Source organism: Microbulbifer mangrovi, from assembly GCF_002009015.1.
Classification (GTDB): Bacteria; Pseudomonadota; Gammaproteobacteria; order Pseudomonadales; family Cellvibrionaceae; genus Microbulbifer; species Microbulbifer mangrovi.
In genome coordinates this window covers 1-22,037 of sequence record NZ_LZDE01000278.1, presented here as the reverse complement: position 1 = coordinate 22,037, position 22,037 = coordinate 1, and the positions used below count along the sequence as shown (strand labels likewise).

General features: G+C 59.9%; 19 protein-coding genes. 7 read left to right on the top strand and 12 right to left on the bottom strand.

All coding sequences use genetic code 11. From position 1 onward, the window contains the following. On the top strand, positions 1-1,367 hold a 1,367-nt coding region (locus B4U49_RS06485; protein ID WP_338036824.1), incomplete at its 5' end, for a benzoate/H(+) symporter BenE family transporter. A 1-nt stretch (position 1,368) separates the two neighbouring features. Next, positions 1,369-2,025 carry a GntR family transcriptional regulator gene (locus B4U49_RS06480; RefSeq protein WP_078083761.1) on the top strand — a complete coding sequence of 219 codons (657 nt, stop codon included), beginning with the start codon at positions 1,369-1,371 and terminating at the stop codon, positions 2,023-2,025. A gap of 2 nt (positions 2,026-2,027) precedes the next feature. Here B4U49_RS06480 and B4U49_RS06475 read toward each other — a convergent pair whose 3' ends face one another. Then, positions 2,028-2,414 (bottom strand): MAPEG family protein, encoded by a 387-nt coding sequence (locus B4U49_RS06475; protein WP_078083760.1) that lies wholly within the window; start codon positions 2,412-2,414, stop codon positions 2,028-2,030. 91 nt (positions 2,415-2,505) lie between these two features. On the opposite strand from B4U49_RS06475, the gene hemB reads away from it, so the two are divergent. After that, positions 2,506-3,519 (top strand): porphobilinogen synthase, encoded by a 1,014-nt coding sequence (hemB, locus tag B4U49_RS06470; protein ID WP_078083759.1) that lies wholly within the window; start codon positions 2,506-2,508, stop codon positions 3,517-3,519. A gap of 50 nt (positions 3,520-3,569) precedes the next feature. On the opposite strand, the gene B4U49_RS06465 is transcribed toward hemB, so the two are convergent. The 7 genes from B4U49_RS06465 to mrcB form a co-directional block, all read right to left on the bottom strand. Beyond that, positions 3,570-4,511, bottom strand: a complete 942-nt coding sequence (locus B4U49_RS06465) for a DUF2167 domain-containing protein (protein ID WP_078083758.1) — start codon at positions 4,509-4,511, stop codon at positions 3,570-3,572. A gap of 59 nt (positions 4,512-4,570) precedes the next feature. Further along, positions 4,571-5,182, bottom strand: coding sequence for a rhomboid family intramembrane serine protease (locus tag B4U49_RS06460; RefSeq protein WP_158078567.1), 612 nt, complete (start codon positions 5,180-5,182; stop codon positions 4,571-4,573). Between the two features lie 165 nt (positions 5,183-5,347). After that, positions 5,348-6,028: a Fe2+-dependent dioxygenase gene (locus B4U49_RS06455; RefSeq protein ID WP_078083756.1), complete on the bottom strand. Its 681-nt coding sequence runs from the start codon at positions 6,026-6,028 to the stop codon at positions 5,348-5,350. 76 nt (positions 6,029-6,104) lie between these two features. Next, the gene (locus tag B4U49_RS06450; protein ID WP_204902996.1) at positions 6,105-8,429 is read right to left on the bottom strand and encodes a TonB-dependent receptor; all 2,325 of its coding nucleotides are present in this window, start codon (positions 8,427-8,429) and stop codon (positions 6,105-6,107) included. Between the two features lie 310 nt (positions 8,430-8,739). Continuing rightward, positions 8,740-9,138 (bottom strand): response regulator transcription factor, encoded by a 399-nt coding sequence (locus B4U49_RS06445; RefSeq protein WP_078083755.1) that lies wholly within the window; start codon positions 9,136-9,138, stop codon positions 8,740-8,742. Positions 9,139-9,316: 178 nt separating this feature from the next. Further along, a complete protein-coding gene (locus tag B4U49_RS06440; RefSeq protein WP_078083754.1) occupies positions 9,317-10,333 on the bottom strand; it encodes a winged helix-turn-helix domain-containing protein in 1,017 nt (338 codons plus the stop codon). 79 nt (positions 10,334-10,412) lie between these two features. Further along, positions 10,413-13,115, bottom strand: a complete 2,703-nt coding sequence (gene mrcB, locus B4U49_RS06435) for a penicillin-binding protein 1B (protein ID WP_078083753.1) — start codon at positions 13,113-13,115, stop codon at positions 10,413-10,415. A gap of 268 nt (positions 13,116-13,383) precedes the next feature. Between mrcB and B4U49_RS06430 the strand changes: the two genes are divergently transcribed. Further along, positions 13,384-14,388: an adenosine kinase gene (locus B4U49_RS06430; RefSeq protein WP_078083752.1), complete on the top strand. Its 1,005-nt coding sequence runs from the start codon at positions 13,384-13,386 to the stop codon at positions 14,386-14,388. Between the two features lie 126 nt (positions 14,389-14,514). Here B4U49_RS06430 and B4U49_RS06425 read toward each other — a convergent pair whose 3' ends face one another. From B4U49_RS06425 to B4U49_RS06410, 4 genes are all read right to left on the bottom strand, one after another. Continuing rightward, positions 14,515-16,287 (bottom strand): putative bifunctional diguanylate cyclase/phosphodiesterase, encoded by a 1,773-nt coding sequence (locus tag B4U49_RS06425; RefSeq protein WP_078083751.1) that lies wholly within the window; start codon positions 16,285-16,287, stop codon positions 14,515-14,517. Between the two features lie 227 nt (positions 16,288-16,514). Beyond that, positions 16,515-17,093 (bottom strand): YajG family lipoprotein, encoded by a 579-nt coding sequence (locus tag B4U49_RS06420; protein ID WP_078083750.1) that lies wholly within the window; start codon positions 17,091-17,093, stop codon positions 16,515-16,517. A gap of 79 nt (positions 17,094-17,172) precedes the next feature. Next, positions 17,173-17,739, bottom strand: a complete 567-nt coding sequence (locus B4U49_RS06415; RefSeq protein WP_078083749.1) for a copper chaperone PCu(A)C — start codon at positions 17,737-17,739, stop codon at positions 17,173-17,175. 54 nt (positions 17,740-17,793) lie between these two features. Further along, a complete protein-coding gene (locus B4U49_RS06410; RefSeq protein WP_193432819.1) occupies positions 17,794-18,543 on the bottom strand; it encodes an N-acetylglucosaminyltransferase in 750 nt (249 codons plus the stop codon). A 263-nt stretch (positions 18,544-18,806) separates the two neighbouring features. On the opposite strand from B4U49_RS06410, the gene B4U49_RS06405 reads away from it, so the two are divergent. The 3 genes from B4U49_RS06405 (at position 18,807) to accB (ending at position 21,985) form a co-directional block, all read left to right on the top strand. Further along, positions 18,807-20,723, top strand: a complete 1,917-nt coding sequence (locus B4U49_RS06405) for a protein-disulfide reductase DsbD family protein (protein WP_078083748.1) — start codon at positions 18,807-18,809, stop codon at positions 20,721-20,723. 275 nt (positions 20,724-20,998) lie between these two features. Further along, entirely contained in the window at positions 20,999-21,433 is a 435-nt protein-coding gene (gene aroQ / locus B4U49_RS06400; protein WP_078083747.1) for a type II 3-dehydroquinate dehydratase, read from the top strand. 69 nt (positions 21,434-21,502) lie between these two features. After that, positions 21,503-21,985 carry an acetyl-CoA carboxylase biotin carboxyl carrier protein gene (gene accB, locus B4U49_RS06395; protein ID WP_078083746.1) on the top strand — a complete coding sequence of 161 codons (483 nt, stop codon included), beginning with the start codon at positions 21,503-21,505 and terminating at the stop codon, positions 21,983-21,985. Positions 21,986-22,037: the final 52 nt, after the last annotated feature.

The window sequence follows — 22,037 nt, the reverse complement described above, 5'->3', positions numbered from 1 at the left end:
CTGGCCGCAGACGGTCCCGCAAACCTGCCCCCGCTATCGGCACCTTCGCCCGACGACCGGTACGCCTTCCCCCTTTGGTCGAACTCTTTCAGAAAATCACCAACCGCTCGACTTACATCGAAGCAGCACGACGCTTGCCCTACAAGGCAGTGCTGCAGTATAAAAATGTATACATTTTTCAAAAGGTATACATTGTGCAGCGATCCCTCTGGGCGGATACCAGCCTGTCCTCCGTCAGTGCCGGTTTTGTTGCGGTACTGGTGGGGTTTGCCAGCTCCGTTGCCATTGTCCTGCAGGCCGCCACAGCCGCGGGTGCCAGCGAAGCAGAAATGGTTTCCTGGATCGGCGCCCTCGGACTCGGTATGGGCATCACCTGTATCGCCTTCTCCTGGTACTACCGCGCACCGGTCATCACCGCCTGGTCCACCCCCGGAGCGGCACTGCTGGCCACAAGCCTGGCGGGAGTTTCCATGGCGGAAGCCATCGGCGCCTTCCTGTTCAGTGCGCTACTGACCCTGCTGCTGGGAATCTCCGGGGCTTTCGAGCGGGTGATGTCGCGGGTGCCACTGCCCATCGCCAGCGCCATGCTGGCGGGGATTCTGCTGCAGTTCGGACTGTCCGTATTCACTTCGCTCGAGACCAGTCCGGTGCTGGTGGGCACCATGTTGCTGACCTACCTAGTATGTCGGCGCTGGCTGCCGCGCTACGCCATCATTCTGGTTTTACTGGTGGGCTTTGGCGCCAGCTGGGGGTTGGGGCAGATACAACCAGAGCAACTGGGCTGGGCATTGAGCCGACCGGTGTGGGTGACACCGGTATTCAATCCCTCGGTGCTGCTAGGCGTGGGGTTACCGCTGTTTATTGTCACCATGACCTCGCAGAATATTCCCGGCGTCGCCACCCTGCGCGCCAGCGGTTACCAGAGGGTCCCTGTTTCCCCCGTCATCAGCGGCACCGGTCTCACCTCACTGCTGCTGACGCCGTTCGGCGGTTTTGCTTTTAATCTGGCCGCCATCTCCGCAGCCATCTGTACCGGTCCCGAAGCCCACCCGGACCCGGAGCGCCGCTACACCGCCGGTATCGCGGCCGGCGTTTTCTATTTACTGGCTGGCCTGTTCGGTGCCAGCGTGGTGGCGCTGTTCAGCGCTTTTCCGCAGGCGATGATCGCCACCGTTGCCGGACTGGCGCTGCTCGGCACCATCGGCAGTAGCCTGGCGGGTGCCAGCAGCGACAGCGACGGTCGCGAGGCCGCACTGGTTACCCTGCTGATCACCACCTCCGGGGTCAGCTACCTGGGTATTGGCGCCGCCTTCTGGGGCCTCGCGGGTGGGCTAATCTGTCACCGGTTGCTCCACAGGAAAAACTGAAATGGGCCTGTACCAAAGACTGAAATCAGACCTGCAGCGGGGACGCTTTGCCCCGGGCACGGTGCTCAAACAGACGGAGCTGGCCGAGCAGTACGAGGTAAGCCGGATTCCGGTGCGGGATGCGCTCGCACGACTGAAAAATGAAGGCTGGCTGACGGGACACGGTAAACGCGGCGTTGCGGTACCGCGGTTCGATCCGCTGGAAGTGGAAGACCTCTATCTGATGCGCATGCGTCTGGAGCCGTTACTGCAGGAGCTCGCCATACCGCATTTAAATGGGGAAATCCTTGGCCGTGCTCGAGATTACCTCGATACGATGGAAGCATCAGCGCAATCTTTACAAACGCAGTCCGCGGAGATCAGCGCCACGGAAATCGGCGCACTCAACTGGCAATTTCACACCTGCTTGTACCGTCCCGCCAATCGCCCCACGCTGTTCGCTGCTGTGGAACAGCTGCACCTTCAGTGCGAGCGCTATATCGGCTTCCAGTCCCGCAGTCTCGATTACCAGGCCACCAGTCAGCGGGAGCACTACGAACTGCTGGGCCTGTTGCAAAACGGTGATGGCAAGGCGGCAACCGCACTGCTTGAGCAGCATATTGCCGCGGCCGGCCGCGCGCTCGTCGAACACCTTCGCAGTGACGGCAGCGCCGAGTGAAGCTAAACCGCGAGCGCCGCCATGATCAGCAGCCCCAGACAACAGAAGAAACCGGAGAACCAGCACAGGGAGCGTGCGGCTGCCCAGTCTTTCAGGTAGCAGATCCCGTAGAGAATCCGGGTGGCAATAAAGATCAGCGAAAGTCGCGCTAACCACTGCTCGTCGACACCCGCCGCGATGGCCGCAAACACCCCCGCGATAAATGCCGGCAATATCTCGAAACTGTTGCGCTGAGCCCAGTCCGCACGCCGCGACAGTCCGGACTGCTTTTCCAGAAACGCGCGCGGCGACCGGTTGTTGTACCTTCCCTCTGCGGTGGCTTTGGCGATGGCAGCAAATGTGGGCGGCATCAAAATCGCCACCAGCAGACACCAAAAGGCAACAGACATCAGAACCACTCCCGTTTTGATATGATTGCGCCAGCTTAGTCGCCGCCCAGAGTGCGCGCCAACCCCTACCTACCAGCCGGAGTGACCATTCATGAGTATCAGCCTTCACCGCGGCGCTTACCCCCATTCACGTCCGCGCCGCCTGCGTGCCAGCGAGTTCTCTCGCCGCCTGGTGCGGGAAAACCGGTTAACCACCGATGACCTGATCCTGCCCCTGTTTGTTATCGAAGGCCGCGGCGAGACCCAGCAAGTTGCGTCAATGCCCGGTGTCGAGCGGCTGACCGTAGATCTGCTCACCGCAAAAGCCAAAGAACTGGTAAACCTCGGAATCCCCGCGGTTGCGCTGTTCCCGGTAGTCGACCCTTCTGCCAAGTCGGACGATGCCCGTGCTGCCTTTGCCCCGGATGGCCTGGCACAGCGTGCCGTGCGCGCACTGAAAGAGGCAGCGCCGGAACTGGGTGTGATTACCGACGTGGCGCTGGACCCGTTCACCAGTCACGGCCAGGACGGGCTGATGAACAGTGAAGGGTATATCGTCAACGACGACACCGTGGAGGTACTGGTACAGCAAGCGCTGTCACACGCCCAGGCAGGCGCCGATGTGGTGGCGCCATCGGACATGATGGACGGGCGTATCGGCGCAATCCGCACCGCGCTGGAACGGGATGGCCATGTAAACACCCAGATCATGTCCTACGCCGCCAAATACGCCTCCAGCTATTACGGTCCGTTCCGCGATGCCGTGGGTTCTGCAGGCAATCTGAAGGGCGCCAACAAATTCAGCTACCAGATGGACCCGGCCAACGGTGACGAGGCGCTGCACGAGTGCGCACTCGATCTGCAGGAAGGTGCGGACATGATCATGGTGAAGCCGGGCATGCCGTATCTGGATGTGGTGCGCCGGGTGAAGGACGAACTCAAGGTACCTACCTTTGCCTATCAGGTCAGCGGTGAGTACGCCATGCACTGTGCGGCGTTCGATAATGGCTGGCTCAATCGGGAAGCGGTAATTCTCGAATCCCTGCTGGCATTCAAGCGCGCCGGTGCCGATGGGGTGCTGACCTACTTTGCGGAAGAAGCCGCCAGGTTGTTACAGGCGGGTTGAGAAAATCGGGCCGGCAAAACCGGCCCGTATAAATCTTTTCTGTCAGGCGATCACTGGTCGCCCTTGCCACCGCGCCGGAAAAGTTTGAACAGTGCGCCAAAGGCCAGTGGAATCAGTATCCAGGCCTTTTTCAGGAACAGCAGTAAACCGGCTAACAGTCCGGTTTTGGCCAACACCTTGCCGGTTACCAGTGCACCGAGGCCATAGGCCGCCACTTTATCGATTTCTGGATCAAACTCCTCATAGCGATAGCCGGGATTAAAACTCGTCATTGCCAGCACTGCATCACGACTTTGCTTGATATCCTCCAACTGCGACATACCGGCAATAAAATTGAGCACCAGCACACCTTTGCGCCCAAGCACGCGGATGTTGTAGTTCAGTGTATTGGTCTCCATTTCACCGAAAGCCAACTCTTTTGCCCAATAGAGCTTCTTCTGCTCCGTATCGTAATAGGGCTGCTCCGCCCAGCCCACCAGACTGATGGATTCATAGCCGTTTTCTACCCGGTACGCACTTTCTTCACGCGTTGAAGCCTGCATATCCTGCAACAGTTCGCTGTAGTCTATTTCCGCAGCATCGTCATCACGGATATAGCCCTCCTCGCTGTACTCGATAGTTACTCCCCAGGAATCACCATCAAACGGTGTGACATCCATCGGGAACAGCATTCCAAGGCCCAACTCGCCCTCCGGGTTGCCCCAGATTTCCTCCAGGACCAATTTGCTGTCTTCAGGATTCAGGTAATAAAAAGAATCGGGAACCTCCAGGCTGGCGACACCTCCGGGCAACTCTACCGTGCCCGTGCGCCGCTCCATCCCGTCCCAGGTTTGCTGTGCCCAGGCAATGTACTGTTGCTGCTCCTCACTGAATTGTGGCTCCGCAGCTTCCTCATTCGCGTCCTGCATCTGAGCCTGCGCCCCCAGGCACAGCAGTGCCAGTATCACACTCGCGATTCCGGCCACTGGTGCCGAATAAAATGAACGCTTCATGGTTTCCCCCACGTTTTTTGTGTTGCTTATGGTTTTGTTGATTTATCTCGTAACGAAAATCAGAGCAATCGCGCCCATGCGGCAGGATCGGTGAACAGAACAAATACCAACCCGGTTACCGCACCCCAGAAATGCGCGTCGTGATTGATACGGCTGTTTTTGTCATGACTGGCATACACGCTGTAAGCGAGATACAGCACGCCAAACAGCCACGCCGGCAACGGAATGGGCAGAAATAGCAGGTAGAGTTCAGACTGCGGGTAATAAACGATATAGGCAAATACCACCGCGGAAATCGCGCCGGAGGCACCTACACTCGCGTAGTCCGGATTCTCATGTTCTTTAAACAGTGTCGGAATATGGCTCAATACCAGAGCCAGGGAATACAGCAGGATAAACAGGGTTCCGCCAATGCGGTGCGCCAATTCCTGGCCGAACAGCCAAAGGCACCACATGTTTACCGCGAGATGCAGCAGGTTCGCGTGCACAAACCCCGCCAGATAAATGGAATCCCGGTTTTTTCCACGCCAAACCCGGTAGGGCCGGAAGGCACACTCTTGCAACAGGCGCGGAGAGAGGTACAACGCAGCGAGGCTCACCGCCGTGGTCACCAGCAGCAGGATGGTAGTCGGGGTCAATAACGACTGCAGGGAAGTGGTCTCGGCGGACAATGGCGGCGTCCCGTTCGCAATACGATGGATAGATAGTCAACCATGCTACACCGCTTTAGCGCAGGGGTTTAGTCTGCCGCCATTACACGACATTACAGTACCTACTAGTCCCGCCCCCGGTTACTACCGGCTGAGCTGATCCCGCCACCTATGACAGGTGCGGGATCATATCGCCGCACACTGCCGAATCAGGTTGTGGTAAACATGATGGAGCCGGTCCAGTTCGGCTCTATCCACCTGCCCCTGGCGCAGCAGGTTCTGGATACTCTGATCCAGTTCGAATAGCGTCTGACGCATAGCGCTATCGGCCACCATACTCTGCATCCAGGTAATTGCGGCAATGCGCTGTCCCGCGGTGACCGCGGTAACCTTGTGCAGACTACTGGATGGATAGACCACAGCGGAACCGGCGGCCAGTTTTACCCGCTGCTCGCCAAACGCCGTCGCAATCACCAGTTCCCCACCCGCATATTCATCCGGCGCATTCAGAAACAGTGTCATCGACATGTCACTGCGCAGCACTTCACTGGAACCGGGAATACGCATGATGGCCCCGTCCACATGCCAGCCGTATTCCTCGGTCTCGCCGTAGCGATTGAACACCGGCGGAAAAATCCGGTGTGGCAGTGCCGCGGAGACCAGTCTCGGGGTTTCGCCCATGCGAGCCAGCAGCTGATTGGCCAGCTGCTGGACGCCCGGGTTGGCCGGGTCGGCCTGATGGTTGTTTTTTACATCCGCCGCCATCCCCATGGCGGTGCCCTTGCCATCTGCCCAGGGCAACGACATCAGCACCTCGCGGAATCTGGCCACCTCCTGTGGCGCGAGCAGATTTTCAATCACAACCATCGGCCTACCCTCTCAACCTACCTTATCGACCTGCAGAGTTAACTTACTGTCAAAAGCTACCAGTTCAGCAATCAGATCAGAACTCGTAGGTGGCAGTAGCGCGGAAGCTGCGACCATCCCCCAGGTACATGAAAGATCCTGAACGGTATGCTGCGGTCCAGTACTCTTCGTCCAGCAGGTTGCCGATATTTGCACGCAGGGTCAGTTTTTCTGTCGCATTGAAGTTCGCGAACAGGCCAACCACCTGATAGCTGGGCACCACGATGCTGTACTCGCCGGTTTCCTGGCTATAGCCCGCCGCTGTATCCGGCTGACCGCCGTACATTTTGCTCTGGTAGCTGTAATCACCACCGAAGGCAAAACGCTCGTTGGGCTGATAGCGCAGCTGCAAGGTGTAGCTGTTGTCCGCGAAGTTACTCAGCGCCAGGCCGATGTTGTCTTCGCTGAAGGAATCCAGCACCTCGGAATCCATCAGCGCTGCGGAGGCCTGTACACTCAATTTTTCGGTGATATCACCGCTAAGACCAAACTCCACACCCTGTACGCGGTTCTTACCGGTATTCAGGGTACCCAGTGTGGAATAGCTGTCACCGACACTTTCCATCACATCGCTTTTGGTCATGCGGAACACCGCCGCGGTGGCCATCAGCTTGTCGTCGAACAGCATCCACTTGGTGCCCAGCTCCAGATTCTCCACCAGTTCCGGGTCAGCTTCCGCCGCCTGGTCCGGGGAGCCGCACAGACCGCCGTAACCACAGTTGGCACCCAGGTCAGATTCCCCACCGTTGATATTGGTGGCGGTGCTGTAGGTAGCGTACACGTTGCCATCCTCAGCCACGTCGTACACCAGTCCCAGGTGGCCGTTGAACATGGAGTCCGAGTAAGCGTAGAACCGGTCGCCGCTGCGACCGCTAGTCGCGTTGCTGTAGTCGAAGCTGTCCTGGCGCAAGCCGAAAAACAGGTCGAGCTCATCCGTCACCGCCACCGTATCCATAACATATGCAGAGACGGTCTCGATGTTATACAGGGCATCCGCATTTCCGCGGCTGTAGCTGCGCCCCATCAGGCCACCCACGTTGCTCAGCTGGCTTCCATTGGCATCGATAACACAGTAGGAAGAGGAAACACCACCGCGGCCGTTTGTCAGGCAGTTGCCCTCATTCGCGTACTCGATATCGAAAACACCGTTGTCCACAGACTCATCGGTGTACTCAAGCCCGAATACCAACTTGTGCTCACGACCAAACACCTCGGTATCCCAGAACAGATTGAACTGGGAGGTGGTGTAGTCGACTTCCTGCCAACCCTGATGGGTGCTCAGGGTCATAGTGGCAGCACCCGGTGCCTCGGGATCTTCATCTGCACGATTAGTGCTACGCAGGCCGGTGGTGATGTAGCCGTTTTCGGTCTGACCTGCACGGGTGGCATTGAAAAGGCGCACGCTGTCGGACAACTGGTAATCGGTTCGAAGGGTAAACGTGGTCACCTCGGAATCCAGGAAGTCATTGTCCTGGGCGTACACCAGAATGTCCTCTATGGGCTCGCGCGCATCGCGGTCAAAGACACTACCCAGGTCTGGCTTGTCGTGCGCGTCGAGATAATACGCATCGGCAATAAACGACAGTTTTTCTGACGCCTGGAACAATCCTGACAGCTGCACACCATCGCGCTCGCGCTCGATGCCCTCGCGGCCAGGCTTGTCCTGCGCGGATGTAAGGCCATTGACACGCAGGGCCAGTGCATCGTTCAAGGACAGGTTGTAGTCCACGGTAAAACGGCGGTGATCGTCGGTACCGCCGGCGAGGTCCACGCGCCCGAAGTTGTATTCGGTGGAGGCTTTCTTGGTGATGCTGTTGACCGCACCGCCGGAAGATCCGCGGCCGGCAAAGGTAGAGCTCGGGCCCTTGGTGATCTCCACGCGCTCGGTGGCAAAACTTTCACGGGTGGTCATGCCCGGGTCACGCAGGCCGTCGACAAACACATCGCTACGCGCCTCATGGCCGCGGATGATATAGCGGTCGCCGAAGGCATTGCCGTTTTCGCCGGTACCCAGGGTCACGCCGGACTGCGCGGCGAGAATATCTTCCAGGTCGGTTTTACCGGACTCCTGGATCTGGTCGAGGGTCAGGACACTGATGGTCTGCGGGGTATCCACCAGGTCCGCTACACGGCGGAGATCGCCAGAGCGGTCGTAGCGGTATACGGAGTTGCGCACCCCGTGGATCTCAATATGTTCCAGCGAGGATTTGCCTGCTTCAGCAACACAGGACTTGTCGTCCTTTTCTTTGCAGGCAGCTTCCTGCTCTGCGGCGATGGATGCGTGTGATCCGAAGGCGAGCGCTGCGGCAATGGTCTGTGCCCCCATGGACAGCGGCAAGGACTTGATACGTGATCCTGACATTATCTGTTTCTCCCTAGATGACCGATTCGTCGGCGCGAAGTATAGGGAGCCGCGATAAAAAGTAAACACAAATAAGAACTATTCCTATGCGCAAATGCAAAAATGAGCGCAACAGCAACCTGTAAGCGGGCGAGAAGCCGTGAGGAGCTTCTCCCCATCAGCGGGATAAAAACGGAAACTCTGTGAATAATGGGGAAAAAGCAGGATAGAGAGGCTCCGCGAGGCCGCACCAGAGAATCTGGCGGCTAAACCAGCGCGAGCACCAAGCAGACATGCTCAGGCCCGCGGACACGGGCCTGAAAAGCAGAACTCAGATAACCCCTAATGCCAGGCAACGGGTTATTAGTTGGCCAGAATTTCGGCAATCGGCCTTGCGCAGGATATTCTTGCGGTGATTCTTTACCGTATGCACAGAGATGTTCAGGTGCTCAGCGATCTCGACACTGGTTGCACCGGCAGCGATCTGCGTCAGGACTTGCAGCTCACGGGCACTGAATATTTTTGTCGCAGATTGCGCAGGCTGATTCACGATCACCAACTGCGACTCGCGGGGGCAACCCTCCGCGGTTTCTGGCAAGCCGCCCTGACCGCTCCCCGAGATCAGTGCCGATGCAGAAGCCGTATTAACCTGCGATTCCTGTAACCGCTGTTCCCCCACCCTCGAATCCCGCCCGGCGACAAACAGCGCCGCCAATCCAGCCCCCAGCATAACTTCCCCTTTCCCCGGGTTACCTGACCGCGCAATACAATCGGCAACCTTTGTCTCGATTCTGTCGTCGAAAATTTAGCTAGGAAGAGCCATGGGTGTCTTTGAAAGGTTTTGAATAGTTTTGAAACGCCCGTATCACGGGGCCTGCAGAGAAGCTGGCGCGATTGTGACATGAGGATCAGGGAGGGGATGCAGAGGGTTGAGTTTCCGCGGCCGGCAGGTCGAAGATCGGTAAAACCAGGCTGAACAGTTCGTCCGGCGCCACGGCAACACCGTTGCCGCCCCGCTGCCGCACCAGCTGGCGCTGGGAATCTGATGGCATGATGGTGTACAGGAAATAAGGCGTGCTGTCATGTCGTGCGCGCATCCGCTCCATCAGTTTGAAGCCTGCCAGGGGTTCCCGGCCCCGCCCCATATCAGAGATGACCGCATCATAGCGGTACATGGACAGCAGCGTCAGGGCATCGTCGGTATTGGTTGCCAGGTAGACCGCGATCCGCAGGGATTCAAATTGTGCGCGCTCGGCGAGGTTGTTGTCGGGGTTGTCGTCCACCCACAGAATCCTGCCGCGGACATCCGGGGCTTCGCCTATCACCAGAGGGGCACCGTCATCCGGAATCTGTCGCACGGTAACCAGATACACCACAAGCGCGGTTACCAGCACCAGCAGCCCCATACCGGTCCACAGGCGCCAGAAATGCGCGGTGGGTCGGGACGCTGCAGCGGATGACGGGGAAGAGACCTGTTCGCCGGCGGGTGCGCTATCGACAGCGGCAGCACCAGTGGCAGACGTACTGCTGTCACTGCCTGATTCAGCAGGTTCAGCGGAGTCGGCCGCCAAGGCATCGCTTTCTGGCTGCGGCGATGAGGGGCAGATGTCCTGCAGTTGCTCGGCCAGCTCCGGGGACAGCCGGTAGCCGCGCCCGTGTAACGTCTGGATCAGCGGCCCCTCATACCCCAGCTCGCGAAACAGCTTGCGGGTATCGGAAACCAGTCGCCCCAGGGACCAGTGGGAAACCACCGTATTGGGCCACAGCGCTTCCAACAGCGCAGTCCGTTCACAACACTCGGGAAAACCCGCAATCAGCAATGAGAGCAACTGCAACTGCCGCGCTTCCGCGGCCACAGGCTCTCCGTCGGCGGTCAGATATAGCTGCTCCGTATCCAGAACGTATTTATCAAAACGGTACTGCATCGCGCCAGATTCAGGGAATGGGAATCATTTTCGGTGCGAAAGTATGCCCCCCGCCCCGACAAAGTTCCAGTCCCTGACTCTATGGCCACTGATCCGGTTCTTCCGGCGACCAGGGCTGGGCTTCTTCTACCGGGGCACCACGATCCGGCTGCTCCTGCTCCCGCTGCATGCGCTCCTGCATAATCCGGCGCTCTTCCTGTGCCCGGCGCTCCTCTTCCAGGTAGCGCTGCTCCTGAATCTGGCCGGATTCCTGCAACCGGCGCAGACGCTCTTCCTCGGATTGCGGCACGGGCTGTTCCTGCAGTCTCGGATCAAGTTCTTCCTGAGGAACCGACTGACGCTCACGCTCCAGCTGCTCACGCAATTGCTGCTCGCGCTGGCGCTGCTGCTGTTCCCGTCGCTGCTGCTCCGGGTCAATGCCCCAGCCTGGGGTCATATCCTCGCGGGGCGCCACATCCTCTTCCTTGTCATCGTCGAACCAGTTGCGGAACCAGCCGCGACGCTGACAGCGAGGATCCGTCTGCAGTCGACTCTCCACCGATACCGGCAACTCGCGCCCGCCCTGGCAGTTGCGCGGATCCATATACTGCCCGTCGCGATTCAGCGGCTTCCACTCGACGCCGCGCGGCGCCTTGATACGCCCGTGGCGGTGAGGCAGCTTGCGCATGATGTCGGTCCACACCGTCAGCGCGCCGGTGGCACCGGTGAGGCTGGTGCGCTCATTGTCATCGCGGCCCAGCCATACCACCGCTGTCACTCCCGGGCTGAAACCGGCAAACCAGCTGTCGCGGTAATCATTGGTGGTGCCAGTTTTGCCGGCAAACGGCACACTGTTGGGCAGCCGCCGGTATGCGCTCTTGCCGGTGCCCTCGCGCATCACCTGTTCCAGTGCATAGCGCAGAAGATAAGCCGGCACCTCATCCACGCCGCGGCTGGATTTGGGCCGGAAGCGCTGTACCTGTTCGCCGTCAGCGTCAGACACCGCCAGCAGGGTGCGCGGCTCTACATGTTCCCCGCCGTTGGCCAGGGTCTGGTACATGCCCGCAACTTCAAAGGGTGTCATTTCCACCGCACCGAGAAACAGGGATGGCACCCGCGGCAGGTTCGCCTGTACACCCAGCCGGCGAATGGTCTGCCGCACGTTTTCGATGCCGAGATCCAGCCCCAGGCGCGCGGTCGCCTGGTTATAGGATCGAGACAGGGCCACATACAGCGGTACCAGCCCGTGACTGCGGTTGTTGAAGTTGGCCGGCATCCACACCTGGCCATCGGCGCTTTCCTCGCGGATCGGGGCGTCGTCAATCAGGGTACCGAGGTTGTACTGATGGGTGCGCTCCAGCGCAGTGAGATAGACCGCGGGCTTGATCAGTGAGCCCACCTGGCGACGCGCCTCCAGGGCGCGGTTGAAGCCCGGGTAATGGGGACGGCGGTCACCCACCATGGCGAGCACATTGCCACTGTGATTTTCCAGCACCACCGTAGCGCCCTGCAGGGAGTCCTCTTTCAGGCCGCGGTCTTTCTCCAGGCGATCGGCACCCTGGCTCACCGCATCCTCCGTCAGTTTCTGCACCGACGGAGACAGGGTGGTGTACACCCGCAGGCCAGCAGTGCGCAGCTCCTCCACGGAGTAGTAGGGACGCAATTCTTCCAGCAAGCGCTCGGTGAACGCGGGATAAGGGTTCTGTGCGGTGGCACCAGCGGAGGCAACTTCCAGCGGCTTTTTGCGCAGGCGGTCGTGCTGCTCCTCGCTGATCAGCCCCTGCTCGAGCATCACATCCAGTACGGTATTGCGCCGCTCCAGGGCCCGCTCCGGATTGCGCCAAGGATTGTAATACGACGCGCCCTTGGCAAGTCCTACCAGCAGCGCGATCTGATGGGGTTCCAGCTGGCTGAGAGGCTTCTGGAAATAGAACTCGGAGGCCAGCCCGAAGCCGTATATCGCCCGGCTGCCCTGCTGCCCCAGCCATACCTCATTGATATATTCCTGGAGGATGTAGGCCTTGTCGTAATGGACCTCCATCAGTATCGCCATCAGCGCTTCGTTGAATTTCCGCCACAGGCTCGGCTTGTGATCGAAAAAGATATTTTTCACCAGCTGCTGGGTGATAGTGGAGCCGCCCTGTACCACTCCGCCGGCCTTGAAGTTGGCCACCATGGCGCGCGCAATCCCGCGCGGAGAAACCCCGAAGTGATGCACGAAATCCTGGTCTTCCACAGCGATCAAAGTGGCACCGAGCAATGGCGGTATTTCCTCAATGCGCACCGGCGTGCGGTCGTCGCCACCGCCGAGCAAGGTGCCAATGGGCGCGGCGTCGAGGCGAAACTCTTTCAGTCGCTCACCTGCCTCGCTGCGCAAATTGGTCAGCTCGTCGTTGCGCAGGCGAAACTGCACCTGTTCTGCCGGCTCGCGCTTGTCCGCGTGGATAAAGTCCCGTCGCCATACCCGGTATTCCATCCCCTCGCGCTGCCACTGTCCCGGCTCTTCAATCGCCGGAACCTTCTTGTAATTGAGCGCGGCAAATTCGGACTCCAGTTCGTCCGGGCGCATCACCATACCGTCCTTGAGAATCAGCGGGCGCGCATAGACCCTGGCGGGCAGCTGGTACTGTCGACTGTCCAGTCGCTCTCGTAGTTGCACATCCAGCCACACCATGTAACCGGCGAGTACCAGTACGCCGAACAGGGCAAGCAGGCTGAGGCGCTTGATCCAGCGGCGCAACCGTCCCGGGCGGCTTTTTCGGTTTGAGGTTTTCGCTTTTGTGCGGCGCTTGTTCGATGGCATATGGATTCAGATAGATTGGTTACTTACATTGAAAGGCTGTTACTTCCCGTTAACGCCGCGGACCGAAACAAGGGCACCGGAGACGGGCGTGACAGCGTCTTTTATAGCCGGCATTTATAAGGTCACTTCTGTACAAGTCAAACCCAACGGGTCACACAACTGCGCTGCCGGCACCCACTTGCACTTACCCCGCCGCCCGCCATAATGCGCCCAGCGCCCGCAAGCCGGGCCGACTGAAACGAATTTAGCCAGCAGCAATGGATCCCCTATGCACCAGTACGACCTTTACGGCATCGGCGCCGCCCTTCTCGATACGGAAATTGAAGTGTCCGACAACGACCTGCAGTCACTGGGCGTCGACAAGGGAGTCATGACGCTGGTTGATGACTCGCGCCAGGAACAGCTGGCGGAGGATCTCAAACACCACATGGTCACCGCCAGCCACGCCTGTGGCGGTTCCGGCGCCAACACCGTCATCGCCGCCAGTTACTTTGGTCTCGACACCTTTTATTCCTGCAAGGTGGCCGATGACGACAACGGCGATTTTTACCGCGACAACCTAGCCGCCGCCGGTGTCGGTTACCCGAAGGCCCTGCACAATGCCGCCAGCGGCGTTACCGGCAAATGCCTGGTACTGATCACCCCGGACGCCGAGCGCAGCATGAACACCTACCTAGGCATCAGCGCTGAACTGTCGGTCAACGAACTCGACAGCGAAGCCCTGGAAAAGTCCCGCTGGGCCTATATCGAGGGCTACCTGGTTTCGTCCCCGACCGGCCGCGCCGCCGCCATCACCCTGCGCGAGCAGTCGCAAGCCGCCGGCGTAAAAACCGCCCTGAGCCTATCCGACCCCATGATGGTGCAACTGTTCCACGACGGACTGAAAGAAATGCTCGGCGATGGCGTCGACCTGCTGTTCTGTAACCGTGAGGAAGCCCTCAATTTCTGTCACACAGAATCCCTGGAAGAGGCGGCGCAAACCCTGCGCAATCACTGCGGCGCCTTCGCCATTACCCTCGGTGCCGACGGCGCGCTGCTGTGGGATGGTGAACAGGAACACCGCGTGTCCTCCCCCGAGGTGGAAGCCATCGACACCAACGGTGCCGGCGATATGTTTGCGGGCGCATTCCTGTTCGGGATCAACCGCAGCATGGGGTTTGCGGAGGCGGGAGAACTGGCCTGCCGCGCGGCGGCACAGGTTGTGAGTCAGTATGGACCGAGATTGCGTCCGGAGCAGCACAAAGAGCTGTTGGAACAGGTGGCAGACGCCTGAGCCACATCCAAGCCAATGTGAAAGGTTGGCAACTTGAATAGAGTGCCCGGGGAGGGGGTTAGCGCGGCCCCGATAACCCGCACCCGGCACTCTGCCGACACAGGTCCCGTTAAGGCCACAGTAAAATCAGTTCACAGAAGAAGATGACCTGGGGCCAGTAATCTCGGGAAGACAGGCTGCCGCGGCGATGCCAAAGCCCTGGGCAAAGTCCACCCCCATCAGACGAAGTTTTTCCAGCAATTCCGGCGTCTCGGCAAACTCTGCAATGGTGCTGATACCCATGCGTTTAGCCAGGTGATCCACCGTACTCACCATCGCGCTGTCGATCTCATCCTCCAGCATATTGCGCACGAAAGACCCGTCGATCTTCAGGTAATCCACCGGCAGCTGACGCAGATAGGCAAGGGAGGAAGCGCCGCGACCAAAATCATCCAGCGCAAAACTGCACCCCGCCGCACGCAACTTGTGGATAAACACCAGCGCCCGATCCAGGTTATTGATGGCACTGGTTTCGGTAATTTCAAACTGCACCCGCGACGGCGCGACCCCCGCCTCGGTCAACTCTCGCAGCACAAAATCTGCGAACAGCTCATCGCCGAGACTGATACCGGAAATATTGATCGCGTAATGGAAACCACCGGCGCCACTGCTCTGCTCCAGCGCCATGTACTGGAATATCTTGCGGATCACCCAGCGATCCACTTCATCGATCATGCCGTAGCGTTCCGCCGCCGGCAGGAACAGTCCGGGGGAAATCACATCCCCGTCCCGCCCTTGCATGCGCACCAGCACCTCGTAGTGGTGCACGCGGTTTTTGTCCTGTAGCGCCACCACCGGTTGGCGGTATAGCAGCAGGCGATCCTCCTGGATGGCGGCGTGGATTTCCGCGAGCCAGGTACTCTCGCGACGCTTTTCCAGTGCCTTGCGGGAATCGCCGAAAAATTTCACCCGGTTGCGCCCCTGGTCGCGGGCCGCAGAGCAGGCATCATTGGCTGAGGCCAGCAACTGGCTGGCCGGCGGCGCATGTCGATCCACGCTCACCGCACCGATGGAGAGCGCTGGACGTGTCTCGCTGTCTTCCCACTCGAAGACAAAACCGCTCACCGCTTCCCGCAGCCGGGTGACAATACGCTTTGCCTCTTCCAGCGTGCAGTCTTTCAGCAACAGCGCAAATTCATCACTGCCCACCCGGCCCAGCAGGTCCCCGCGTCCCAGGCAACGGCTAAGAATTTTCCCGAGCGCAATCAGCAGCGCATCGCCGGCACTGTAGCCGAGGGTGTCGTTCACCACTTTGAACTGATAGACGTCCAGGTAAAGCAGGATATGGTGTTGGCGCGGGCCGGTATCCGCATTCAGAAGTTGCTGCAGGGAGTGCTCAAAGGCCTGACGATTGGGCAGGTGGGTCAACGCGTCGTGGCTGCTCTGCCAGCTGAGACGGGAAGAGATACGGCGCACCTCGGAGGTGTGGCGCAGAACCAGCACATATCCCTGTAATTGCACGCCTTCCTTCAGGCTATTGATCTGGACACTGACTTCCAGCAGCTCGCCATCACCGCGACGCACATTGGCGCGCAGCTCGCGCCGGCTGGGGATATCGCCCTCGCTATCGCCGCTGGCCAGGTTCAGCTCCAGAGCCTCGCCACTGTCATCGTATAGAGGTAGCCCCTCGACGAGAGACTGGCCAGGCAACAGCCCCACCAGGTTGCCACAGAGTTCGCTGACCAGCGGATTGCTGTATCTAACCCTGCCGTAACGGTCGGTCACGATCACGCCATCAGCCACTTCGCCCAACGCCAGCTCTGCCGCCGCCGGACTCAATTGTCCCACAGCTATCGCATCGCCACCGGATTCCCGCAACTGGCCGTGATACGCGGCATTTTTCGGTGTGAACTCAGTCAATGGAATCCCAACTCAACCGGCATTACCGCCCGGTATTCATATGGCGGCCCTGCACTGGGGCCGCAGAATAATTCGGCGCGTAACGCGCCCCCGCTCTATCAGGGAAAATAATAACGGCTTATTCACCGGCGCGGAATCCTCCAGCGGTACCCTGGCGTCAAATGTGACCCGATTCGCACCAGCAGCCACTACTGACCAGAGTTTCCCCCCGGGTCTCCGCACCTCAATCACAGGTGCTGACGCAGGAACGACTTCAGCTTTTCATCCTCAAACGCGCGCTGCAGCGTCGCACTGAGCAGGCGATTGATCGTGCTTTCCACCTCTTCCGGGCTCGGCTTGATCAGGTTGCGATCCTTGCCGCTGGTAGTGTAGTTGCCGAAGAAAGTCGCTCCTTTCACCGAAACCTGTAACTGGATAGAAGCGCCGGAATTGACCTTGGTGGTATACAGCTTGTTGGGGCTGTCGTATTTGAGGTCGGTGAGTTTGGCCACCACCTGCACATCGCCACCATTTTCAACGCTGCGGAACGACCAGGATTCCAGCCCCTGGTACAGCGCAGATGCCATGGAGCCCTCGATATCATTGGCCAGGGTCACATTGGACGAATCGGCATAGATTCCCCCGAGGCTACCCAGGCCACCGCCGGGCAACTGGTTCTCGCCACGGGCATACACGGTATAACCGGCTCCGATATTGTCCGGGGCGACATCTACTTGCGGTTTCACAGCCACCTGCACCGGGCTGTGGGCACAGGCGGCCAACATGAATGCAAATCCGGTTACCAGCAATGTGGCAAAACTCTTCATCGGTGTACTCCAATTTTTTCAGTGACAACAAATGGATTGAATGGCGCGGTAGGCTCTGAACGCACTTTCCGCCAAATGTTCAGCCGTGATGATGTTGGGCGTGTTGGTGATCGCCCTCATCCGCCTGAGTTTTCTCTTGCAGGCCGCGTACCGGCAGTGCTGCCTCGTGCGCAGATCCGTCAGCGAACACCAGCCGCAGCGATAGCGTCTGCCCGGCTTTCAGTGCGACGCCATGGACCATCAGGTGGGTGGCACCGGGACGCATTTCAATGGTGCCATTGCCTGGCAGAGTGATTTTTTTCAGCGCGCGCATGCGGCTCACGCCGTCGACCTGCCGGGTGGTATGCATTTCAACCTTGCCCTGCGGGTGCGTAGGCAATTCTACCCGCGCCAGTACCCGCGCACTGCCAGACAGGTCACGCAGCGTCACGTAGGCCGCCCCCATGGGCGCGCCGGGGGGCATTTCCCGGGCGTAACCCGATATCTCCAGATTTTCCGCGATGCCCGCACCATGGGCTATATGGCTGTCGCGCTCGGCGCTACTACTTTCATTGGTGGCTGCTGTGGCAGCGAACGAGCCCCCTGACAGCGCCATCAGGAACGCAGCCAGGAGGCCGCGCACAGCGCGAAGGTTGCGATGCTGCATAGTTGCGACTCTCGTTTTTTCAGCTTGTTATTGTGAGCGAGACCCTCGATGGAGTTATGGACTCTTTTGTAACAGTAAACGGGGGGGATTGCCGAGCTTTATATCACCCCGTACCCGGAATCCGGGCACCGCCTGGCGCAATTGACTGTATACCCAGCGCCCCTCCGCGTCGGTACGCGCCACAATGATCACGCGCAGCTGATGCTCGCGAATCCGCTGCGCCACAGAAGTCAGCATCTGCACCATGGCGTCGGAGCGTGCATTCAACTCACTCGCCGCCAGGGGTACCGTCTGTGCACCCGGGCCATCCAGGGTCACATCCTGCCGCGCACGTTGCTGCTCGCGCTGCAACTGCGCGCGCACTTCTTTAGACAGGGGATTGCCCGGGGATATTTCGTCGGCGGTATTGAGCAGGCTTCTCACCTGTCCGAATGCACGCTGGCGCAATGCGTCGCGGGCGCGGGCCACCAGGTCCATCACCAGGATCTGGATACCCGCCGCTGCCTGGGTATTGCCCGGATCCAGCTGCAGTACCTGGAGGTAAAAATCGTAGGCACTGGCGCCGGCCGGCATGGTGATAAAGCCTTCCCGCTGTGCCCGCTCGGCACGCCCGAGAAAATGTTGCACGGCGCGCTGACGGATCTCCTCGGGACTGGGACCGGCAGGTTTCGGCGGCGGCACAGGCTTGGGCGGTGCCGCCGGCGGAGGCTGCGTCGCACACCCGCCGAGCACGGTCAGCAATACCAGCGCCATCGCGCCCATTTTGGGCCGACGGATATAAAAACGATCTGAGACCCAATTCACTCTTCTGATAATCGCCTCCACTCGATCACCGGCCCGCCAGAGGGCTGTTGTTTTTTTGTACCGAAAGCGCCGCTATACTCATCCGCCCGATATACTGAGCCACCGCCCTGACACCAGCCTAGCCCTGTTAGTGTCGCCAGGTGCCAACGGGGCGCTGCGGGGACCGGACTCCGGCACTCAACCGCCGGGTTTCGGGGCCAGCCTGGAACGGAAGCCGGCAATATCAGTCCAAACTAGACCGACTATAAAGAATTTTGTTACCCATGACTGCGAAGATCTCCGGCTTGCAAACGACAGAAGCGTCACATACCTCAACCTTCACCGCTCTGCGGCCGCTCTCCGGCGCTGCAACCGCAGCCGCTCTCTGCGCAATCCTGCTGCTCTGGGTAGCCCTGTTTGCCGCGCCGGCGGCGGCCCGCGACGGCTTTTCCTCCGCGCAGTCCTCCTCGCCATTTGGTGCCCTTAGCAGCGGTCAGGACGACTTCCTGCCCGTGGATCAGGCCTACCAACTGGATTTCCTGTTTACTGACAGCGGCGCCAGTGCTCTGTTCCAGATCGCTCCGGAGTATTACCTGTACCGCGACAAGCTGGCGCTCTACCGGATCGATGGCGACAACAAGACCCCGTTGCCGCTCACTCTGGAAAAAGGTGAGGTGATCTGGGACGACTATTTCGAAAAGGAGACCGAGGTCTACCGCTGGCAATTGGAAGTGCCGCTGGACCTCGCCACGCAAGACAAGGTACAGATACAACTGCACTATCAGGGCTGCGCCGATGCGGGGCTCTGCTACCCCCCGCAAGTACGCAACTTCACACTGGATCCCGTAAGCAAGACCGCAGCCCCCTTTGACGGTACCCCGCCCGCCGGCGGTGCCGGAGTCGCGTCGGGCCAGGGCCCCGTCTCGACATCGGTGCCGGCTGCGGCCGGCAACGCTGCGGGCAGCCTGCTGTTGGCCATGGTACTGGCGTTCGGCGGTGGCCTGCTGCTGAACCTGATGCCCTGCGTGTTCCCGGTACTCTCGATCAAGGCGCTGGCAATCACCCATGCCGGCGACCGTCAGCGACTGCACGGCTGGGCCTACACCGCCGGTGTCGTGGGCACCTTCGTACTGATCGCCGCGGCCATGCTGGCACTGCGCGCCGCCGGTGAGGCGGTGGGCTGGGGCTTCCAGCTGCAGTCCCCGGGGGTAGTAGCCGCCCTCGTCTATTTGTTTTTCGCCATGGGGCTGAGCCTCTCCGGCGTCACCGAGTTCGGCGGCCGCCTGATGGGACTGGGTGCGAACAGCAATCCAAACAGCGGTCTCGGCGGCTCCTTCAGCACCGGCGCTCTCGCCACGGTGGTTGCCAGTCCCTGTACCGCGCCGATGATGGGATCCGCCCTCGGCTTTGCGGTAACCCAGCCGGCACCAATGGCGCTCGCCGTATTTGCCGCCCTCGGCGCCGGTATGGCCGCGCCGTTCCTGTTACTTACTTATATACCGGCTCTGGCCAAGCGCCTGCCGCGCCCGGGCCCATGGATGGAAACCCTTAAACAGTTACTGGCGTTCCCCATGTACCTGACGGCGGTGTGGTTGCTGTGGGTGCTTGGCCGTCAGACCGGCAGCGATGGTATAGCCCTGGTACTCGCGGGCGCCGTAGCCATTGCCTTCGCCCTGTGGCTGTGGCCGGGCGCTGCTGTGGACGGCAAACGCAAGCTACTGCGCAATGTATTTGCCATCGCCGCAGTCGCCGGCGCAGTGTGGGCACTGCCCAATCTGGACAACGCGGACCGGCAGCTGGCCCAGACAGGCAAGAGCGACTACTGGGAGACCTACTCCCCCGAGGCCCTGTCCGCAGCTCGCGATGAGGGACGCCCGGTATTGATCAATATGACTGCCGCCTGGTGCATTACCTGTCTCGCCAACGAAAAGGTGGTGCTGTCCAGCGACGCAGTCAGCGCTGCCGTGGGCGACCTGGGCTTTACCGCACTCAAGGGAGACTGGACCAACCAGGATCCACAAATTACCGCGCTGCTGGCGCGCTACGGCCGCTCCAGTGTGCCCCTCTACCTGCTGTTCCCGGCCGGTGGCGGCGAACCGCAGATCCTTCCCCAGATCCTTACCCGCGATGGGCTTCTGACCGCCATGCGCGGAGCCGTCAGCCGGGAAGTCCTGGTCGATTCGGCCACCGCCACGCCCTGACCCCGCCTTTGTGGCCATTCAAATAGGTGAATAGGCCACCCGCCACAAAACTTTGCAGCAAATAGGACGTGAATTTCGGCGAACTGCGGACAACGTCTCCATTTCCGGATTTAGGGCATGGACAGAGGGTCACTTTTGCGGCAAACTTCCGGCCAATCTCGGCAATCTGCTGATTTACGCTGTTTACCGGCAAGTTCTCTGACTTTTTCCGGATTTTAGTCACAATTTCGTGCGCCCGACCAAAATAAAGGGCGAGGCATAGAGCGAGGCACAGAATGGCGAAAATGCTGTTGCTACACGGCCCCAATCTGAACCTGCTGGGCACCCGCGAGCCGCAGATATACGGCTCCACCACCCTCGCCCAGATCAATGAAGCGGCCCGCACCCAGTGCGAAGCTGCCGGTTGCGAATTCGAATGCCTGCAGAGCAACAGCGAAGCAGAACTGGTGGAGCGTATTCACCAGGCCTACGCCGACAAGGTGGATTTCATCGTCATCAACCCGGCCGCCTTTACGCACACGAGCGTGGCGCTGCGCGATGCGCTGGCGGGTGTGGCCATACCTTTTATCGAAGTCCACCTCTCCAACCCCCATGCCCGTGAAGCCTTCCGGCACCATTCGTATCTGTCGGATCTGGCACTGGGCGTTGTCTTCGGGTTCGGAGCAGATAGCTACACTTTGGCTCTGGAAGGGGCCCTGAAGCGACTTTAAGTACCAATTTTTTCATTCGCCGGCTGCGCGCCGGCGTTTATGTATTCACAAATTGAGAGTGACACTGTTATGGATATTCGCAAGATCAAAAAACTGATTGAACTGCTCGAAGAGTCCGACATCGGCGAGCTGGAAATCAAGGAAGGGGAAGAGTCCGTGCGCATCAGCCGCGGCAGCAGCGGCGCTTCTGTGCAGATGCCGCAGATGGCCATGCCGATGATGGCGCCCGCAGCACCAGCCGTCGCCCCGGCCGCGCCCGCCGCAGCTCCGGCGCCTGCTGCCGCCGAGAGCGAAGCCGAATCCGTACCTGCACTGACCGGCCACCCGGTGAAGTCCCCGATGGTAGGCACCTTCTACGCCGCTTCCAGCCCCGGCGCTGATCCGTTCGTTAAAGTTGGCCAGCAGGTAAAAGTTGGCGACGTGATCTGTATCGTCGAAGCCATGAAGATGATGAACCAGATCGAAGCAGACAAGGCCGGCACCATTGAGGCCGTTCTGGTAGACGATGGCCAGCCGGTAGAATTTGACCAGCCGCTCGTGATCATTTCCTGAGCGGGGGACCAACTATGTTTGAAAAGATACTGATCGCCAACCGCGGCGAAAT